Raw genomic sequence first — 18,590 nt, 5'->3', positions numbered from 1 at the left:
CGAAAAAATTTGAGTTTGTCTAAGGTCTTTTTTTCTTTTAAAAAATAAATAGATAAGATCGTTGATTTCCGCTACGGTGGCCGATTTCCGCGGGCGGGCGCCAAGCTCCTTTGCAGGGTCTTGGACTGTCCCGCTTTTCCCGCAGGAGTCGCCATCTCCGCTCCAATCAAGGATGTCAGAATTCTGAGTGCCCTTTGTCGAAATACTGAAACAACAGGTACGTTATATAGCGCGTGTTATTTTAGTAGTTATACACGATATTAAATAGCGCGGTATTTTTTTAAAGCGACGAAATTTAAGGTTATGAAGAGGATTGAGAATAATAGTAATACACCGAGATCAACAATGATATCTGTAAATGCAAACCCTTTATACATAACACCCGTAAGAGCATCTGCGGCGTAGTATAGTGGCATGATTTTACCGATTGAAAGCAACCAATCCGCCATGCCATCCAGTGGAAATAATCCTGTAAAGAAAATTTGCGGAACAATGACTAGTGGAATGAATTGAACCATTTGAAATTCTGAAGATGCAAAGCTAGATAATAAAATGCCTAATGACAAGGCAACTAATGCAAGCAATAGATTAATAAGTAGCACATACCAAATAGATCCAACTAGAACAATATCAAGTATTTTCACAGCATATAAAACGACGATTGATGTCTGAATGATAGCAAATAGTCCGTAGCCTATTAAATAACCAAGCACAACTTCATGACGGCGAATGGGTGTAGCTAATAACCTTTCTAATGTGCCTGTTGTGCGTTCCTTTAATAATGCAATTCCTGCAATGAGGAAGACGAAAAAGAATACAAAGAAGCCAACTAAGATAGGGCTAATGATGTCAAATAACTGGGTGTTTTCATCACCGTATACATAATTTGTATTCACTCCTAGATCCGATGATTTACTAGAATTATTAGACATTTGAAAGGATGATAGTGCTTGTTTCACCTGCATTTGTAAAGCCTTTGCTTTACTAGGAGAATCGTTTTGTAACGTCAAAGAAACCTGCATATTTTCAATTGCTAGCCAACCGTCTAAGTGTTCAGCAAGTGCCTCTTTTTGAGAAAGCTGGTTATACTTTTCTACTTCAATATTAGCCTTTTCTAATGTTTTAATTATTTTCGTATCTCCACCAATCACTCCAAGCTTCGGAGTACTATCTTCTGTATGAAATATAAAGTACATCAGACTCAAGATAAGTAGTGGTGCAAGAAATAGTAGTGCAAGTGTCCGTTTATCTCGTAGCATTTGCTGAATAATTCTATTTACTAAAGCAATAATTCTCATATTTTAGCACCGCCAGCTCGTAAAAACACTTCATCAAATGTGTCTGCGCTATATAGTGCCTTTAACTTATTAGGAGTCCCAGTTGCAATTATTTTACCTTCTCGCATTAAAGCGAGCTCATCGCATTTTTCGGCTTCATCCATTACATGTGTAGTTAGAAGGATGGTTTTCTTCTCTGTTTTTTTCAGACGTTCGAGTTCTTGCCAAATTGTGAGTTTTAGAGCAGGGTCAATACCTACAGTTGGTTCATCTAAAATAAGAATATCTGGGTTTTGAAGCAGTGCTATGGCTAAAGAGAGTCTTCGTTTCATACCGCCAGAGTAGTTTTGTACTTTTTGAGAGAGCTCATTTGTTAGTTGGACAATATCCGCAGCATAAGCAATACGTTTGTCTCTTTCTGCTTTATTTAAAGAATATAACTTCGCAAAAAATTGCATATTCTCCATTCCAGTTAAATCACTATATAAAGCATCGGATTGTGCCATATAGCCAATTCTTTTGAGTAAATTGTAATTTGGTACAGTTTGCTGAAAAACTTCTATTTGACCTGCATCCGCTTTTAACATACCTACTATTAGTTTGATTAATGTTGTTTTACCACAACCGGATGGACCGATTAGGCCGAAAATTTTTCCGGAGTCAATAGACAGACTGACATTTTGAATAATGGATCTTTTTTGAAAGTTCTTTTGTACATCTGTTAATTGGATTGAAGACATAAAATTCACTCCTTTTCTATACATTAATAAATTGAGTTGATTGTACACATAGTCTAATTTAGTATGGAAGATATTACAATATGAATTTGAGTATTGGAGGTAACTAGATGGATGAAAAGATAATAGAAGAAATTATAGACTCTATGGCCATTTATGGTAACGATAGTACAATTCAAAAAATCCAGACAGCACATCGTTTGAAGTTAGCGCAGTTTTGGTCAATCAAAAAAGGGATGAGAGTATTGGAAATAGGTTGTGGACAAGGGGATACTACAGCAGTATTAGCACATTTAGTAGGTGTAGAAGGCTTTGTTCATGGTATTGATGTCGCGGCTGCAGATTATGGTAGTCCCCTCACATTAGGAGAAGCAGCCAGGTATTTAAAAGCCTCAAAATTAGGTGCGCAAATACAAATAGATTTAGCTACAGATGTGATTGCGGATGAAATTGATTTTCTGGAACAATCATTTGATATGGTTGTGTTATCTCACTGTTCTTGGTATTTCCAGTCAGCCGAGCAGCTAGCAGCCGTATTAAAAAAGGCTAGGAAGTGGGGGAAAACATTATGCTTTGCAGAATGGGATGCAAGGGTAACAAGTATTGAACAGTATCCTCATTTTCTGGCTGTATTAATTCAAGCTCAGTATGAAGTATTTAAAGAAACAAGTATCTCTAATATCCGTACATTATTTACGGCAGAGGATATTAAGAAAATCATTCAACAAACCGGTTGGGAAATCCAAAAAGAGAATATAATTTACTCTCCTGAATTACAGGATGGAGAATGGGAAGTTGACTTTACTATCCAAGATTATGCCAGGGAGCTTCTGGCTGTAAATTATATTCCAGAAAAGTTGGTCCAATTACTGCAAACTGAAATATTAATACTTAAAGAGGCAATACAAAAAAATGCTATAAAACCGATGTCTACATATGTACTAATTAGTAATTAGAAGAGTTTACTAATTCATTAATGTTGATATGCCTTGAATTTTTGTAGAAAATTAGTTCAATACGATTGTGTATCACGTGATCAAGATTAGAAGAGTGATGGTTAATAGTAATAGCTTATTCATTATTGGTAATTTTTATTAAGTAAATCAGATTGAGGTAGGATCATTCTCGCGAGTAACCCTTCAACAGTACATGAGGTAATTTGCATAGTCAAAATAAGAATTGAGTATTCAGCCATTAGAATTCTGTAGAATAACAAAAAACCTTATGGGCCCTTCGATTGATAGAAGGCAGCATAAGGTTTCTTGTTTGAGATTATTGAGTCTTTTGTAAGAATCACTATTCATCATAGTTGTCGAGAGGACAAAAGTCAATATGACGGAAGCTATTTAGTGAATCTTAAAAAAATTAATAATGTAATAAAGGCTGACTCATGAAGACAGAGTCAGCCTTTTATTTTTAATTTCTTATAATAACTCTTTACGCAGTTCTGCTGCTGATTTTGGTGACAACAAACCAAATGGTACATCGAATACCGTTTTAGCTCCTTTGTCGCCAGCTTTGTTTAGTTTGAAAGCAGCACGTGCAAAGGCAACTAGGACGCTTGATGTGAAGTATGGATTGCTTTCTAAGTTTAAAGAGAATTCCATAATTTGTTTATGCTCCGCGTTAGATTCACCACTTCGAATAACGAACCCACCATGCGGCATACCGCTATGGTTTGTAGCAAGTTCATCCTCAGAGATGAAATTTACAGTTGTATCATAATCAGAGAAATAGTTTGGCATTGTTTTAATTTGTTCTTCGATTTTCACTGCATCTGCGCCATCTTCTAAAACAACGAAACATTCACGGGCATGCTTTTCACGAGTAGTTAATTCAGGGTTTTCACCATTGCGTACGCGATTTACTGCCTCTTCAATTGGTAATGTATATTGCACTGCATTTTTAACGCCTTCAATGCGTCGAACTGCATCAGAGTGGCCTTGACTTAAGCCATCACCCCAAAAAGTATAAGTATTGCCAACAGGTAACACAGCTTCTCCTAAAAGGCGGTTTAATGAAAATAGACCTGGATCCCAACCAACTGAAATGATGCTCACTTTATTTGCAGGTTCTGCAACCTCATTTACTGCATCAAAGAAAGCTGGAATGTTGGCGTGTGTATCAAAGCTATCAATAGTATTAAACCATTGTGCGAAATGAGGTACTTGCTCCGGTAAGTCCGTAGCAGACCCCCCACACAAGATCATGACATCAATGGCATCTTTAAATTGTTCAGCATCATTTACCGCATATACGGGCACATTAGCGCTCTCGATTTTTAATGAAGAAGGATCACGACGAGTAAATACTGCCACTAATTCCATATCAGGGTTTTGGGCAATTGCCCCTTCAACGCCACGTCCTAAATTACCATAACCTACAATACCAATTCGAATTTTACTCAAAGTCTTTCCTCCTAAAAATATGTATAGTACCAACAAATATAATTCCAATTGTACTTTTAATTTAGAAAATTCACAATGCCATTCAGTAGATTAATAGTGAAAGGATGGGGTTGTTTGAGCTTGTAAGTCGTGCAGATAGTACTTCGCTGAGGAGATGACTACTCATGATTGCATTAATTTTACTAAGAGAAAACTATTCTTTAATGAGTAGTATTATCTCTCATAAGGAATAAATTTACTATTTCAATAAAGAGGTTTTACCCATATTTAAATAGCGAAATATGATTAATGTTGATAATTAGCTAGTTAAGGTTAATATTTTCTCGAAATATACTAATTATATACATATTCAGAAAATTTAATGTTATTGTAATATTACAAATTGTATTAATTGGAGGTTATGTTATGGCTCAAATGCTTGCCCTTGTTATTTTATTAGGGATTTTATATATTGGCGATGTTGTGGCAACTAAAACGAAAGCATGGATTCCATCTGTATTTGTTTGCGCGGTACTATTTTTATTGGGATATTGGACGTTTTTCCCGAAGAATATTGTAGAGATTGCAGGGATTCCAGCAATAGTAGCAACAATGATGATGTACTTACTAATTACAAATATGGGAACTTTACTTTCATTGAAAGAATTAAGAAATCAATGGAAAACGATAGTTATTGCGCTATCAGGGATTTTAGGAATCGTCGTAATATTATTTACGATAGGTGCTTTGATTTTCGATATGCAAACGATGATCGTAGCGATTCCTCCACTTGTTGGTGGATTAGTTTCAGCTCTTATTATGTCTGAGGGAGCCGCGAATGCAGGGTACGACGATCTAGCTGTTTTCGCAATTGTTATATATGTTATTCAAGGTTTTGCTGGTTATCCGCTAACGTCAATTTTCTTAAAAAAAGAAGGAAATCGTTTATTAAAGCTATATCGTTCTGGTGAGTTGAAAGCACAGGAGATAACAGTTGAAGAAGAGGAAAAACTAGAAAAACCAAGATTATTTAAAAAATTACCTGACCGCTACAATACGGATTATTTCAAATTTTTCCGCTTAGCCATTGTAGGCTGTTTAGCGTATTTTACATCAACTGCATTAGCCCCAATTATTACAGTGAATGCATTGGTACTATGTTTACTATTCGGTGTAATTGCTACTTCACTAGGTTTCTTAGAAAAGCAGCCATTACAAAAAGCAAATGGTTTCGGTTTTGCCATCATGGCATTAATGCTATTTATTTTTGATGGTTTAAAAAATGCCACACCAGAAATGATGCTACGAATAATTACACCTTTAATAGTCAGTATCGTTCTTGCAGTAATTGGCATGTACATCTTTTCATTTATCATAGGGAAAATTTTAAAAGTAAACCCAAATATGGCGTTTGCTGTATCATTAACAGCCTTATATGGATTCCCAGCAGATTATATTATCACAAATGAAGTTGTGAACTCTGTAACAACAGATAAAAAAGAACGGGAATTCTTAACAAGTCATATGCTTCCACCGATGCTTGTTGGTGGTTTCATCACAGTTACGATAGTTTCTGTTGTATTAGCAGGCTTATTTGTAACATGGATTAAATAATAAAGGCACACCATCATGGAGGCTTCAATGTAGATGAGGATGCATTGAAAGTTGGTTCAGAGTTATATGTACAATACGCGGTAAACTACTTAAAGAAAAATAAATAACCCTATTTTTAGCAAAGTATTTGTCTATTCAGGACAATGGTACTTTTATGTTTATAACTATAAATTCATTCTTAAAAGAAAATTAAAATTTTTCTGACAATTGTATTGACTATTAAGAATTCAAAGGTTAAAATCAAAACTAATCAAATAACGAATGAGCAATGATTGGAAATAGTAAGGGGATAAATAAGCTATTCAGAGAGCCGGTGGTTGGTGGAAACCGGTAGTTATTTGCCTTTGAACTCGTCCAAGAGCTACTCCGTGAAATAATAGTAACGGATGTCGGGATTCTGCCGTTAAAAGAATAGATGGTGATAGCCATCGAACTGAGTGGGTTCATGTAGTAGTCATGGATCAATTAGAGTGGTACCGCGAGCACAGCCTCGTCTCTATAGTTTCTATAGAGGCGGGGCTTTTTATTATTTTATAAAAGAAAAGGAGTGTATGTGAAATGTCGAGAAAAATATGGATGTTTGATACGACTTTACGTGATGGGGAACAAGTTCCGGGGGCTAAACTAAATTTATACGAAAAACTAGAAGTAGCTCATCAATTAAAGAAATTACAAGTAGATATTATTGAAGCGGGTTTCCCAGCATCATCGGCCGGAGATTTCAATGCGGTAAAAGAAATTGCGATGAAGGTCGGGAATACGGATAATATAATGATTACGGCCCTAGCACGTGCTGTTAAAGCAGATATTGATGCGGTATATAATAGCGTGAAGTATGCTGAAAAGCCGTTAATTCATATGGTTCTTGGTACTTCAGACATTCACGTTGAAAAGAAATTTGGTAAATCAAAAAACCAAATTTTAGATATCGGTGTAGAGGCTGTCAAATATGCTAAAACGCTTTTGCCAGAAGTGCAGTATTCTACAGAAGATGCATCACGCTCTAATTTTGAATACTTATGGTCAACAATTGAAGCGGTTGTTAAAGCTGGAGCTACAATGATTAATGTTCCTGATACAGTTGGTTTTGCCGTGCCAGAGGAATTCGGCGAACTTATATATAAATTGAATGACCGCCTAAAAAATCTGAATGATAAAGTACTTTTAAGTGTACATTGTCATAATGATTTAGGAATGGCTACAGCAAATACATTAGCTGCTATAAAAAATGGAGCAGATAAAGTGGAGTGTACGATTAACGGAATAGGAGAGCGAGCTGGTAATGCAGCATTAGAAGAGGTTGTTATGGCATTAAATACACGTTCACCTTTCTATAAAGCAAACACAAATATTAATACAAAGGAAATAATGAACACATCTAAGCTTGTGAGTAGCCTAATGGGACTTGATGTACAGGTAAATAAAGCTATTACAGGAGACAATGCATTTGCCCACTCGTCAGGTATTCACCAAGATGGTTTACTGAAATCACGTGATGCTTACGAAATTATTAGTCCTACTGAAGTTGGCTTAGATGATATGGAACTGGTCTTAACTGCCCGTTCTGGACGCCATGCAGTGAAAAATGCACTCGGAAAATTAGCCTTTAACCAACTAACAGACGAACAATTCGAAGAAATCTTTGCTGACTTTTTAGTATTAGCTGATGCGAAAAAAGAAGTATATAACCATGATTTGTATATTATTGTGGAAAAATATTTTGCGCGTCATGAAATGAATGAAGAAATTCACCATCATAGTGAAAATTTTTATGAGTTGTTGGATTTGCAAGTAATTAGTAATACAATTTTCCCGTCAGCAAGCGTCAAAATAAAAAAGGGAGATCAGATTTTCAAAAGCAGTACTACAGTAGCATCAGGTCCAATTGATGCACTTTACTCATCGATTAAAGAAATCATTGATCTCGATATCAAATTATTAGAGTATAAAATTAGCAGTGTATCTAGAGGGAAAGAAGCATTAGGGAAAGTAAAATTACAGGTAGAATATAAAGGCGAAAAATATATTGCAAAAGCAACTGATACAGATGTCATTAAGGCAAGTGCTTTAGCTTATATTAATGCAGTAAATAGTATTATTGTAGATAATTTAATGCCTGAAATAAACAAAGAACCTATTGCACAATCACTTTAAATACCAAAGACAACTTCTGCTTCATATGAGGAGTTGTTTTTGTTGTTCGAGGGTCTTGTAATTTTTAAAGGAGGATAATGAAGTGAAAGTTTATCAAGCAAATCTATCTGATACAGTTGGCGTAGCGGGGTTATTCGATATGTATCGCCAATTTTATGAGCAACAAACAAATATAGAAGGAGCATATAAATTCATCCACAGCCGACTTACTAATAAGGATTCAGTCATATTTGTGGCAAAAGAGGGAGAGGAATATGTAGGGTTTACACAACTTTATCCAACCTTCTCATCCATTTCAATGAAAAAAGCTTGGATATTAAATGATTTGTTCGTAACAAAAAATAATCGAAAATCGGGCATTGCGAAGCAATTATTACAATCAGCAATGGAACTAGGTAAACAAACAAATGCTAGTTATTTAACATTAGAAACTGCTCTTACGAATATTAATGCTAAAAAGTTATATGAAAAGCTTGGATTCGTTCATGATGTGGAATTTGAACATTATACATTTAATTTTATTACTGCAGATAATAAGGGTTAATAATTTGTTTTTCGCTCTATGAAAATGGTGATTTAATAGATGATTTACATAAAAAAAAAGACACCTTTTTATAAAATACTAAATTCATCTACCTCTGCATAGTATATAGCCGTACCTAAACTTACACTTTTAGAAGCAGTTGTTGCATAGTTAATAGTTCAAGGAATAATTTCCTGTTGCAAATGTTGTGAAAATTCCAGTTATTGGGCCTTGGGATAATTGTGATTCGAAATAGGAATCTGCTAAAGACCAAATACCAATTTGGCTACTTGTATAATTGGATTGATTAGGCTAGCTAGTGATATTGACATATAAAAATTAATAATGATATTTAATAATTTTAAAGTTAATAGCAAAGGATGCTTCAAACATTTCCTTAGTTCACAGAAAACCCTAAAAGTTCGTAATAACTCAAATCTTTTTATTTAAAAAAGAACTGTAATATTAGCAAAAGTTAAATAGAGAAAATACGAATTAAGGCAACTTTTCGTTTTAATTTATACGAAAAGTTGCCTTTGTCTTCTATTAATATTATATGGTATTAATTAGCAATCTTAAAATAATTTCAATTAATACCAAAATTATTTTATCGTATAATGATGTATTTTATGGATATTTTTTGCATCAACTATTAGGTAAGAATTGCAGATTTAAAATAATTAACTTTAAGGAATTAACTAATTGAAAGACCTGCGCTAGCATACCCAGCTACCATATTATCAAGTGAATGACCAGTGGCTGCTGTAGAAAATACCATTAATAGTCGTGTTTGTGCTGTTACCTTTATATTTAATCCTGTAGTGATTCCGTGACTTACATAACCTAGAGGAAGATTGCCAGAGAGTTTAGGAGATAATGTTACAGTAGCACCTGGAACAGGAGTGAATAGATTATTTGGTGTAGTTGATTGATATAATTGAGCTGTAATGGTGATAGTAGAATTAACTAGAGATAGAGCCTCTGAAGTACTGAAGAAAGCATCCATCGAAGTGATTATTCCATCACGAGGAATTGAAAATGCAAAATTCAGAAGTGCTCCAGCAGAACCTGTAAGATTTATTTTTGTCCCATCTAACTTAACGTTTGATGCAGAGTTCCCAAAGCCGATTAAACTAGTTGTTCCAACGTGCCCACCAACAGTTGTAAGTTTAACAGGAATACCTGATGCGAAAGGAATTATTGAGCCAGGACCAGTAGATCCGGCAGGTCCTGGAGGCCCAGCCTCTCCAGGGAGACCTCTTAGCCCCCTAGGACCTTGTTCACCATCGGAGCCTCTATGCCCACGTTCACCATCAGCTCCAGGAAGACCCATGAATCCCCTAGGACCTCGTTCACCTTTAGGTCCTTGAGGGCCTGGAGGTCCAACAGGGCCTATAGTACCTTTATACCCTCTTGGACCCCGAGCAGGGTCAATATTACAAGTACAGATATATTTACTGCACTTACTACATCTTTTTTTCTCATAATCCATTATTTCACCTCCTATCATTATCATGCTATTCACTTCAAAATAATTGGCAAGTGCAAGCAACACAAAGAAAGGCAGTTGAAAAAATCAAAACTTGATATTAATCGGAATATTCTTTATTATTAAAACTATTATTTACAAGATTGAAGCTTTTTACTTTAATTTATGGACGTTTCAAAATATTGTACTAGTAAACTTAATAAGAAGGAGTTGGCTTTAGAATGATTGCACCAAAGTTAAAAAAAGGTGATGAAATACGTATTATTGCGCCTAGTCGTAGTATGCAAATTTTATCTAAGGATGGTATTCAAGAAGCAATTGAGCAGTTAGAGGAAATGGGTTTAAAAGTGACTTTTGGAGAGCATGTATATGATTGTGATCTACATTACTCTTCTTCAATTCATGCGAGAGTGAAAGATTTACATGCAGCTTTCGCAGACTCAAATGTAAAAGGAATCTTGACAGTCATTGGTGGATTTAATGTCAATGAGATCTTGCCCTATATCAACTATGAACTAATAAAGACGAATCCGAAAATCCTATGTGGCTATAGCGATATTACAGCGCTAGCATGGGCAATAACAGCTAAAACAGGTTTAGTCACATATTCTGGACCTCACTTTTCAAGTTTTGGAATGCGGAAGGAACAGGATTATCAAACGACTTTTTTCAAAAAATGCCTCATGCAAGACGAAGCCTATGAAATTGAGCAGTCGGTTGTTTGGAGTGATGATGCGTGGTTTAGAGATCAAGATAATCGCAACTTAATTCCAAATGAGGGTTTGAAAATTTATAATAGTGGATTAACTAATGGTACATTATATGGTGGGAACCTTTGTACTCTCAATTTACTACAAGGAACGGAATTTATGCCAGATTTAAAGGATGTCATATTGTTTATTGAAGATGATGAGTTAACAGATCCACTAACTTTTGCACGTGATTTTACGTCTTTGCTACAGCAGGGGAAATTAGTCAATTTAAAGGGACTGGTGATTGGTAAATTCCAGAATAAATCCCAAGTGACTGAAGAGCATTTGCATTTTATTTTTGATAAACATCCAATTCTGAAGAATATTCCTGTGATGTATAATGCAAGCTTTGGTCATATTCAGCCTATGTTTACTTTTCCTATAGGAGGACTTGTAGAGATAGACACAAACAAAAAGTCGATAAAAATTATTGAACACTAATAATAAATACATATATTAAGTCTATGTATTGATGTGGAAAAAGGCTACTGATTTTAGTAGCCTTTTTAAATTTATATCAATCCATCCATGCATTGGCTAAACGATTAATGCCATCAGTGATTTGTTCTTCGTTTAAACCACCATAGCCTAATAAAAGAAGGGTATTTTTTGGTGAAGTATGATAATAATGCGATACAGAATAAATCTTCACCCCACATTCCATACCTCTTTGGATAGCAGCGGCTTCTGAAATGTTTAGCTTTAGTTGAATAATTAAATGAAGGCCTGCATTCTCACCTATAATCTGAACATTTTCTCCGAGTTTCAATTTTAATTGTGTAACGAGAATGTCACGCTTTTTTCGATATAATGTACGCATTTTCCCCAAATGTTTATCCCAATGACCTTGCTTCATAAACTCAGCAATAGATAGTTGGTCTATGCGCGATACAGTGGATTTTTGTTCAGTATAAAAGTCGTTAAAGTCATTTACTAGTGCTTTAGGTAAAATCATATAACTTATGCGTAATGAAGGAAGTAACGCTTTTGAGAAAGTGCCAAAATAGATGACACGATCTTGGTAATCTAAACTATGAAGTGAAGGGATTGGCTTACCACTGTAACGAAATTCGCTGTCATAGTCATCTTCAATAACATACGCATTTGTTTGAAATGCCCATTGAAGAAGTGCGTATCTTCTTTGAATGGGCATAATCATACCGAGCGGAAATTGATGTGCAGGTGTTGTGTATAACAGGCTAAGGGGCTCTTCTGGAATGGATATTCCTAGTGCATCTACAGGAATAGAAACAATATTCATTCTATACTGGTTGAAAATGGAGTAGGCGCGCGAAAATCCAGGTTCTTCAAATCCTACCGATGCTGTTGGACCGAAATATCTACACAGTAGAGAGAGCTGAGCTTGTGTACCATTGCATATGTATATTTGTTCTACTGTACAGGATACACCTCGTGATAAATAAACGTATTGACATATTTGTTCACGAAGAGACCTTTCTCCTTGCCACTGACTATGATAAGTCATATCTGCTCGCATAAGATTTGTTGTTATTTTCCGCCAAGGTTTAAAGGGGAAATGATCATACGCAATCTGGCCAGAATTAAAGTCTATGTCTATAGAATCTGTAACATCATTAATAATAACTTCTTCTTGTTTAGGAGATATCTTCATTCGCCACTCATCTAGAAAGGGTGCAACGAAATAACCTGAACGTTCACGACTTGAAATAAAACCTTCTGCAGTTAACTGTTCATAGGCAATTTGAACAGTATGAATGCTTACGTGTAGCTGATTTGCCAGTTGTCGCTTTGAAGGGAGTCTCGACCCTTCGACTAGCTGTTGTGACTGGATTAATTGCTTTATTTGCTCGTAAATTTGTATATACAAAGGCGTTGAAGATTGGTCAAAATAAATAGTCAATGTCATAGCTTCACCTCATCTGGTATGGTTAAAACATTTACTTTTGGTACTATTACTTAAATCAAAATCTGTTTTAATAATAGCAAAGGAGTGAAGTGTAATGGAAGATATTCAGTTAATAGGTGAACATGTATTGTTAGTACCCCTAAAGGATAGTCATATAGAGGGGCTATATATGGCGGGGCATTTTCAAGAAATTTGGACATATATGACGGCGAATATTAAAACGTTTGATGATATGAAGCAGTATGTACAACATGCATTTCATGAAAAAGTTAATGGCACTCAATATCCATTCGTTATAATAGATAAATATACAAATCAAGTAATTGGATCCACAAGATTTTTGGATATTGATTACAAACAAAGGCGACTAGAGATTGGGTTTACATGGCTCACTCCAACAAAATGGCGAACGCCTATTAATACAGAATGTAAGTATTTATTGTTGAAGTACGCGTTTGAGCAATTAAGTGTCAATCGAGTACAAATAAAAACGGATCACGAGAATAAACGCTCACAGGCAGCAATTGAAAGGTTGGGAGCAAAAAAAGAAGGGATTTTACGCAATCATATGATCCGGCCAAATGGTACAATCCGCAATACGGTATTATATAGTATTATAGATTCAGAATGGGCAGATGTGAAACTTCGTTTAGAAGGATTGCTAATACAATGAGGAATTAGATTAAATCGAGTACAAATATATGTTGATACACCAATTTAATAATACAAATAATGTATAAACAGTGATAAGCTAATTGTAAATTTACATTATGGATAAACAAAGGGGTTCTTATGAAGAAAATAATTGTTAAACAATACGATGCATTTTCAACTAAACCTGGTAAGGGAAATCCAGCTGGAATCGTGTTAGATGCTGTTAATTTAACCGATGATGAAATGCAAGAAATCGCATCGAAGGTTGGTTTTAATGAATGTGCTTTTCCTGTGAAATCCAATGTTGCGGATCTTCGCATTCGTTATTTCACACCAGGGCATGAAATGGATTTATGTGGTCATGCCACAATGGCTACTATTTTTGCCCTTGTTACAGAGAGATATATCGAACCTAAACATAATTTGACAATTGAAACAAAAGCGGGCATACTATCGATTCTTTTAACTGAAGAACAAAATACATATTATATGAGGATGGAGCATGCAAAACCGCTTTTTAAATCCTTTGATGGATCTGTCAATGATTTAGCCACTTCAATTGGTATTACTATAGAAGATATCCATGCTGAATATCCAATTGTTTATGGTAATACGGGCATTTGGACGCTCTGTATTCCAATTAGAAACATGAATGCCTTTGCAAAAATGGAACCAAAAACTACAACATTTCCTTCTATATTAAAGGAATTGCCGAATGCATCTTTGCACCCTTTCTCAATGAATGCTTTTTCTAAGGATGCGGATATGCATGCTAGACATTTTTCAGCCCCTATTTCAGGTACAATTCAAGATGCGGTGACTGGGACAGCATCAGGCGTTATGGGTGCATATGTTGCGACGTACGTGCTTCCTGAGAAAAAAGGGCAGTATGACTTAGTTGTTGAGCAAGGTCAAGAATTAGGTAAAGATGGTAGAGTAATTGTTCATGTTGAAAATAATGAGGAAATTACAATAGCGATTACTGGAACGGCCGTTTTTGTGAAAGATATTGCAGTATATATTTGAATATAATTTCCGAGTTTGAATATACGAAGAATCATGATGTGGTAAATAAGGCTACTCAGTTTTGTTAACTGAGTAGCCTTATTTACTAGCAAATGCTTATAATTTTATTGTTTTGTTAAAATTGTATAATGGAGTTACGAAGCAGCTAAAAAGTTTGAAAAGCTTTTATTAAATGTGCGTATAATAGCGATGTTGAGCACGATAGGAGAGAAATGATGGCGGAAGTAAAAACTGTTGTAGAAAAGTTAAAGTTGCAACAATACGAAAAAAAAGTAGTGCTGCATATGCCGAATCATGTAACTGAATTAGATGAGCTAGAGTTTGACAAGGATTTTGAGGAAGAAAATTATGATTTAATTTTTGCATTTGTTTTTTCTCTAAATGAGTTAACTGAATTGCTCCAGGAGGTCGTGGAAAAGAATCGAGTTAAGGACAACGGGTACCTCTTTGTAGCTTATCCAAAGAAAAATAATAAAGAATATAAGGAATATATTGAGCGAGACGCACTGTTTCCAGCTATTTCGCCAGATGATGATGGTTACGTTCTAAATAGTACAATGAAGTTTGCACGCATGGTTAGCTTTAATGATACATTTACAGTTGTGGGTATTAAAAATGAGCCAAAGAATGCAAAAAAATCTACTGCTAGTAAAGTGAGTCAACGTGTCGGTGATTATGTGAATCGTATTCAAGACATCCAACAGTATTTGAGTAATCAAAAAGAAATACTTCATATTTATAATGAACTAACACCAGGGTATCAGCGAGATTGGGCACGATTTGTGTATAGTGCGAAACGTAAAGAGACACAAGAAAAACGATTGTCAGAAATGGTGGAGATTCTCGGAAAAGGATTCAAAACCATGAATTTATATCGAGCTAATAAGAAATAATAAATCTGCAGTTATTCTTATATATTAATTGCAACATCTTGAAGCCATAGAAAATAAATATAGATGAATACTACCGTTGATTTCCGCTGCGTGCAGGGCCGAGCCGCTTCCTTCGCTACGCTCAGTCCAGGGTCTCGACTATCCCGCTTTTCCCGCTGGAGTCGCCGCCCTCCGCTCCAATCAACTGAAAATGTAAATATTACAGTCTACTATAAACATTATTTTTGAGGTGATGGAAGATGTTGACGAAGAATCAAATCAATGAACGTGAACAATTAGAAATGCTGATAATTGTTCAATTGGTGCCACAAAAGGAAGAGTGGAAAGAAATCAAGGAAAGTAAGACAGATCCTGAAAGTGGTTATTACATAAAAGATGAACGGACAAAGCAGTTTGCATATTCGGTCCATGCAAGCGATGCTTACTTTTGCTGCCATGAATTTAAAAAAGCTCGCCACTTGGACATGGCAAGCTGCTTAATAGTGTGAAATTATTTGAAGAGTATGGTTAATTGAAATGAATTATCTTATTGTTTAAACCAAAAAAGAACGAAAAAATGACAAAAGGCATCGAGAAGTCTATTCTCGATGCCTTTTGTCGACACTCTGAAACCCTGCCAAAATGGCAGGGTTTTTTATTGTTTAATCATTGTGCAGTAAATTAAATGAAGTGTTTTAACATAGGGGACTGAATTTTTTTTGTTCCACATTAAATATAAAAAAATATCAAATAAACAGTTAAAATAATAAAAAAATGTCGCAAATTAATAAATAAGTATCTAAATTTCACTTCAATTATTAGTTGTATTTGTAAATTGTTTTATTTTGGTCGTATTCGCATTTATGAAGTTGTCAGTGTCAAAATTATTTAAAAAGCTTCCGAATCTCGAAAAAAAATAGGAGCTATTTTTAAAAAAATATACATAAGTTATAAGTATAGATTTCTTTTGGATTAGGGATAGGAAAGTGGAGGGATATTATGCAGAAGGTTATTCAATTTTTAGCCATTTCAGCAGTCATAATAGGCATCGGATATATATTTTCTATTTGGAATATGAAAATTACTTACGTAGTAGGCATACTTATTGAGTTAATTGGACTTGCAATTGTCATTAAGCTAATTTTCTTTGATATACGTAATACCTCCTCAAAAGTCGCTTGGGTTACAGTTATTTTAGGTCTTCCAGTCATAGGAACAGGTTATTATTTATACTTTGGAAGAGATCCAAAAACACGTAAATTTTCGATTTCACAAATAAAAGAAACAGCGAAATTATTTGAAGTAACACACGCGATACAAAAAAAACAACGTTCTTCAGATATGCCCCGTTTATCGAAACGTATTGCAAATTTATCAAATATCAAGCCTTTAAAAGGGAATACTATTGATATTTTAACAAATGGTACTGCAACGTTTACAGCTATTATGGAGGCTATAAAAAATGCCAAATATCATATCCATATGCAATTCTATATTTATAAAAAAGATGATATTGGTACCGAAATTAGAGATTTATTAGTCCAAAAGGCAAAGTCAGGTGTAGAAGTACGCTTTATGTATGATGCAATAGGTGCGAAGTGTTTAAATTCGGCTTTTCTTAAACCATTGTCCGATGCAGGAGCTGAGGTCATAGCATTCGATCCAATATTATCTCTGTGGTTATTACATAAGGCAAATTTTCGAAATCATAGGAAGGTAATAGTCATAGATAGTCAAATCGGTTTCACTGGCGGTTTGAATGTAGGTGATGAATATTTATCTAATACCAATGCCTTTAAAATTTGGCGTGATACGCATCTTCGTATTGAAGGATTATCAGTTAGTGAATTACAAGAATCTTTTCTAAACGATTGGATATTTATGAAAAATGAAAAGGGTGCAGCGACTCCTTTTATAAATGAAAAGGGGATACAAAAATACTTTTCCCCGATTGAAAAAGGAGATGATTGGGCTCAGGTGATATATGGTGGGCCATATGATAAAGAAAATATAATTCGTGATGCCATGCTAAATTTAATCGAATCAGCACATGAAAATGTATGGATTGCAACTCCTTATTTTATCCCAGATGCTGAAGCTTTAGCAGTGGTAAGGAGGGCAGCAATGAGTGGTATAGATGTACGAATTATTCTTCCAGGGAAAGGAGATATGGGAATTTCTTATCATGGTAGTAATGCTAATATTAAAACTTTACTTGAAGCAGGAGTACGCGTATTTGCTTATGATGAAGAATCGTTTTTACATTGTAAAATTATTACTGTAGACGGTGTGAACGCTGCTATTGGAACCGCCAACTTCGACATTCGTAGCTTCCGACTTAATCATGAGCTAATGGTTTTTCTATATGAGGCTAATGCTGCAATTCATCACTTATTGCATGATTTTAAAATAGATTTTCAAGCGAGTAGAGAGCTGACAATGGCAGATATGAAAAATAAAAGCTTCGGGAAACAAATAAAAGAGTCAATAAGTAGTTTATTTTCACCAATTTTATAGATAGGATATATTACAGTGCGTTAAAATTTGTGTAAAGGGGGATTTGAAATGAATATAGGTGAGAATTATTTAAACATAGTAAAGAAAAGATTTATGGAAATGAAAAAGCTTGGGGATCAAACCTTCCATCAACTGGATGATGAACAACTGTCTTGGTCCAATCACGAGGAATCTAATAGTATTGCGGTTATTGTAAAACATGTAGGGGGTAACATGGTTTCTCGTTGGAGTGATTTTTTAAGTACAGATGGCGAAAAACCAACTAGAAATAGAGATTTAGAATTTGATGATTCGTACTTACCTAGGGAAGAGTTAATCCGGATTTGGGAACATGGTTGGCAAATTCTATTTACGACACTTGCCGATCTTAAAGAGCAAGATTTACTAAAAAAAGTTAAGATACGCGGGGAAGATCATCTGGTGATGGCAGCGGTTGAGCGTCAAGTTGCTCATTATTCCTATCATGTTGGGCAAATTGTGTATATCGGTAAGCTTTTAAAAACTTCTGAATGGCAATCGTTAAGTATTCCAAAAGGGCAATCAGATCAGTTTAATGACCAAATGTTTAAAAAAAATAATTAGTTGAAGACAAAGTTGAAGTTGATATGTATAGAACTCATGAAGATGGTATACATTTACGCTAGGAATGAGTTTAACTTAACGTAGTTTAAAAAAATGTAACTCTCCAATTGTCTAACAA

The 18,590-nt window shown here is 34.9% G+C and carries 16 protein-coding genes and 1 other annotated feature; of the genes, 11 read left to right on the top strand and 5 right to left on the bottom strand.

Annotated features, from left to right (window positions below; genetic code table 11):
* Window positions 1–260: 260 nt before the first annotated feature.
* A complete protein-coding gene (locus tag AC3IS5_RS17055) occupies window positions 261–1,298 on the bottom strand; it encodes an ABC transporter permease (RefSeq protein WP_489425456.1) in 1,038 nt (345 codons plus the stop codon).
* Entirely contained in the window at window positions 1,295–2,017 is a 723-nt protein-coding gene (locus AC3IS5_RS17050) for an ABC transporter ATP-binding protein (RefSeq protein WP_489425455.1), read from the bottom strand. Before AC3IS5_RS17050 ends, AC3IS5_RS17055 begins: the two co-directional genes overlap by 4 nt.
* 107 nt (window positions 2,018–2,124) lie before the next feature.
* On the opposite strand from AC3IS5_RS17050, the gene AC3IS5_RS17045 reads away from it, so the two are divergent.
* Window positions 2,125–2,970 carry a class I SAM-dependent methyltransferase gene (locus AC3IS5_RS17045; protein WP_489425454.1) on the top strand — a complete coding sequence of 282 codons (846 nt, stop codon included), beginning with the start codon at window positions 2,125–2,127 and terminating at the stop codon, window positions 2,968–2,970.
* A 468-nt stretch (window positions 2,971–3,438) separates the two neighbouring features.
* On the opposite strand, the gene AC3IS5_RS17040 is transcribed toward AC3IS5_RS17045, so the two are convergent.
* Window positions 3,439–4,422 carry a diaminopimelate dehydrogenase gene (locus AC3IS5_RS17040; protein WP_489425453.1) on the bottom strand — a complete coding sequence of 328 codons (984 nt, stop codon included), beginning with the start codon at window positions 4,420–4,422 and terminating at the stop codon, window positions 3,439–3,441.
* A gap of 405 nt (window positions 4,423–4,827) precedes the next feature.
* Here AC3IS5_RS17040 and AC3IS5_RS17035 point away from each other — a divergent pair, with 405 nt between their 5' ends.
* From AC3IS5_RS17035 to AC3IS5_RS17025, 3 genes are all read left to right on the top strand, one after another.
* Window positions 4,828–6,015 carry a hypothetical protein gene (locus tag AC3IS5_RS17035; protein ID WP_489425452.1) on the top strand — a complete coding sequence of 396 codons (1,188 nt, stop codon included), beginning with the start codon at window positions 4,828–4,830 and terminating at the stop codon, window positions 6,013–6,015.
* Between the two features lie 259 nt (window positions 6,016–6,274).
* Window positions 6,275–6,516, top strand: a binding site (T-box leader).
* A gap of 57 nt (window positions 6,517–6,573) precedes the next feature.
* Window positions 6,574–8,169 (top strand): 2-isopropylmalate synthase, encoded by a 1,596-nt coding sequence (locus tag AC3IS5_RS17030; protein WP_489425451.1) that lies wholly within the window; start codon window positions 6,574–6,576, stop codon window positions 8,167–8,169.
* An 82-nt stretch (window positions 8,170–8,251) separates the two neighbouring features.
* On the top strand, window positions 8,252–8,713 hold the full coding sequence (locus AC3IS5_RS17025) for a GNAT family N-acetyltransferase (RefSeq protein WP_489425450.1): 462 nt from the start codon (window positions 8,252–8,254) through the stop codon (window positions 8,711–8,713).
* Window positions 8,714–9,386: 673 nt separating this feature from the next.
* Here the strand turns inward: AC3IS5_RS17025 and AC3IS5_RS17020 are convergent.
* A complete protein-coding gene (locus AC3IS5_RS17020) occupies window positions 9,387–10,184 on the bottom strand; it encodes an exosporium glycoprotein BclB-related protein (RefSeq protein WP_489425449.1) in 798 nt (265 codons plus the stop codon).
* 218 nt (window positions 10,185–10,402) lie between these two features.
* Here AC3IS5_RS17020 and AC3IS5_RS17015 point away from each other — a divergent pair, with 218 nt between their 5' ends.
* A complete protein-coding gene (locus AC3IS5_RS17015; RefSeq protein ID WP_489425448.1) occupies window positions 10,403–11,374 on the top strand; it encodes a S66 family peptidase in 972 nt (323 codons plus the stop codon).
* A 76-nt stretch (window positions 11,375–11,450) separates the two neighbouring features.
* Here AC3IS5_RS17015 and pdxR read toward each other — a convergent pair whose 3' ends face one another.
* Complete coding sequence (pdxR, locus tag AC3IS5_RS17010; RefSeq protein WP_489425447.1) at window positions 11,451–12,821, bottom strand: MocR-like pyridoxine biosynthesis transcription factor PdxR; 1,371 nt, start codon at window positions 12,819–12,821, stop codon at window positions 11,451–11,453.
* Window positions 12,822–12,915: 94 nt separating this feature from the next.
* On the opposite strand from pdxR, the gene AC3IS5_RS17005 reads away from it, so the two are divergent.
* From AC3IS5_RS17005 to AC3IS5_RS16980, 6 genes are all read left to right on the top strand, one after another.
* The gene (locus AC3IS5_RS17005) at window positions 12,916–13,494 is read left to right on the top strand and encodes a GNAT family N-acetyltransferase (protein ID WP_489425446.1); all 579 of its coding nucleotides are present in this window, start codon (window positions 12,916–12,918) and stop codon (window positions 13,492–13,494) included.
* Window positions 13,495–13,613: 119 nt separating this feature from the next.
* The gene (locus tag AC3IS5_RS17000; RefSeq protein WP_489425445.1) at window positions 13,614–14,501 is read left to right on the top strand and encodes a PhzF family phenazine biosynthesis isomerase; all 888 of its coding nucleotides are present in this window, start codon (window positions 13,614–13,616) and stop codon (window positions 14,499–14,501) included.
* A 215-nt stretch (window positions 14,502–14,716) separates the two neighbouring features.
* A complete protein-coding gene (locus AC3IS5_RS16995) occupies window positions 14,717–15,394 on the top strand; it encodes a YdeI/OmpD-associated family protein (protein WP_489425444.1) in 678 nt (225 codons plus the stop codon).
* 239 nt (window positions 15,395–15,633) lie between these two features.
* Entirely contained in the window at window positions 15,634–15,882 is a 249-nt protein-coding gene (locus AC3IS5_RS16990; RefSeq protein ID WP_489427951.1) for a hypothetical protein, read from the top strand.
* Between the two features lie 490 nt (window positions 15,883–16,372).
* Entirely contained in the window at window positions 16,373–17,890 is a 1,518-nt protein-coding gene (gene cls, locus AC3IS5_RS16985) for a cardiolipin synthase (RefSeq protein WP_489425443.1), read from the top strand.
* A gap of 48 nt (window positions 17,891–17,938) precedes the next feature.
* Complete coding sequence (locus tag AC3IS5_RS16980; protein ID WP_489425442.1) at window positions 17,939–18,472, top strand: DUF1572 family protein; 534 nt, start codon at window positions 17,939–17,941, stop codon at window positions 18,470–18,472.
* Window positions 18,473–18,590: the final 118 nt, after the last annotated feature.

This window comes from Viridibacillus sp. KH_047, assembly GCF_057838945.1.
This window is presented reverse-complemented; position numbering and strand designations above follow the sequence as displayed.

What these genes read in the sequence shown, in the direction of transcription:
- AC3IS5_RS17055 (WP_489425456.1), bottom strand. Translation starts at nt 1,298, where the DNA reads ATGAGAATTATTGCTTTAGTAAATAGAATTATTCAGCAAATGCTACGA.
- AC3IS5_RS17050 (WP_489425455.1), bottom strand. Translation starts at nt 2,017, where the DNA reads ATGTCTTCAATCCAATTAACAGATGTACAAAAGAACTTTCAAAAAAGA.
- AC3IS5_RS17045 (WP_489425454.1), top strand. Translation starts at nt 2,125, where the DNA reads ATGGATGAAAAGATAATAGAAGAAATTATAGACTCTATGGCCATTTAT.
- AC3IS5_RS17035 (WP_489425452.1), top strand. Translation starts at nt 4,828, where the DNA reads ATGGCTCAAATGCTTGCCCTTGTTATTTTATTAGGGATTTTATATATT.
- AC3IS5_RS17030 (WP_489425451.1), top strand. Translation starts at nt 6,574, where the DNA reads ATGTCGAGAAAAATATGGATGTTTGATACGACTTTACGTGATGGGGAA.
- AC3IS5_RS17020 (WP_489425449.1), bottom strand. Translation starts at nt 10,184, where the DNA reads ATGGATTATGAGAAAAAAAGATGTAGTAAGTGCAGTAAATATATCTGT.
- AC3IS5_RS17015 (WP_489425448.1), top strand. Translation starts at nt 10,403, where the DNA reads ATGATTGCACCAAAGTTAAAAAAAGGTGATGAAATACGTATTATTGCG.
- pdxR (WP_489425447.1), bottom strand. Translation starts at nt 12,821, where the DNA reads ATGACATTGACTATTTATTTTGACCAATCTTCAACGCCTTTGTATATA.
- AC3IS5_RS17005 (WP_489425446.1), top strand. Translation starts at nt 12,916, where the DNA reads ATGGAAGATATTCAGTTAATAGGTGAACATGTATTGTTAGTACCCCTA.
- AC3IS5_RS17000 (WP_489425445.1), top strand. Translation starts at nt 13,614, where the DNA reads ATGAAGAAAATAATTGTTAAACAATACGATGCATTTTCAACTAAACCT.
- AC3IS5_RS16995 (WP_489425444.1), top strand. Translation starts at nt 14,717, where the DNA reads ATGGCGGAAGTAAAAACTGTTGTAGAAAAGTTAAAGTTGCAACAATAC.
- AC3IS5_RS16990 (WP_489427951.1), top strand. Translation starts at nt 15,634, where the DNA reads ATGTTGACGAAGAATCAAATCAATGAACGTGAACAATTAGAAATGCTG.
- cls (WP_489425443.1), top strand. Translation starts at nt 16,373, where the DNA reads ATGCAGAAGGTTATTCAATTTTTAGCCATTTCAGCAGTCATAATAGGC.
- AC3IS5_RS16980 (WP_489425442.1), top strand. Translation starts at nt 17,939, where the DNA reads ATGAATATAGGTGAGAATTATTTAAACATAGTAAAGAAAAGATTTATG.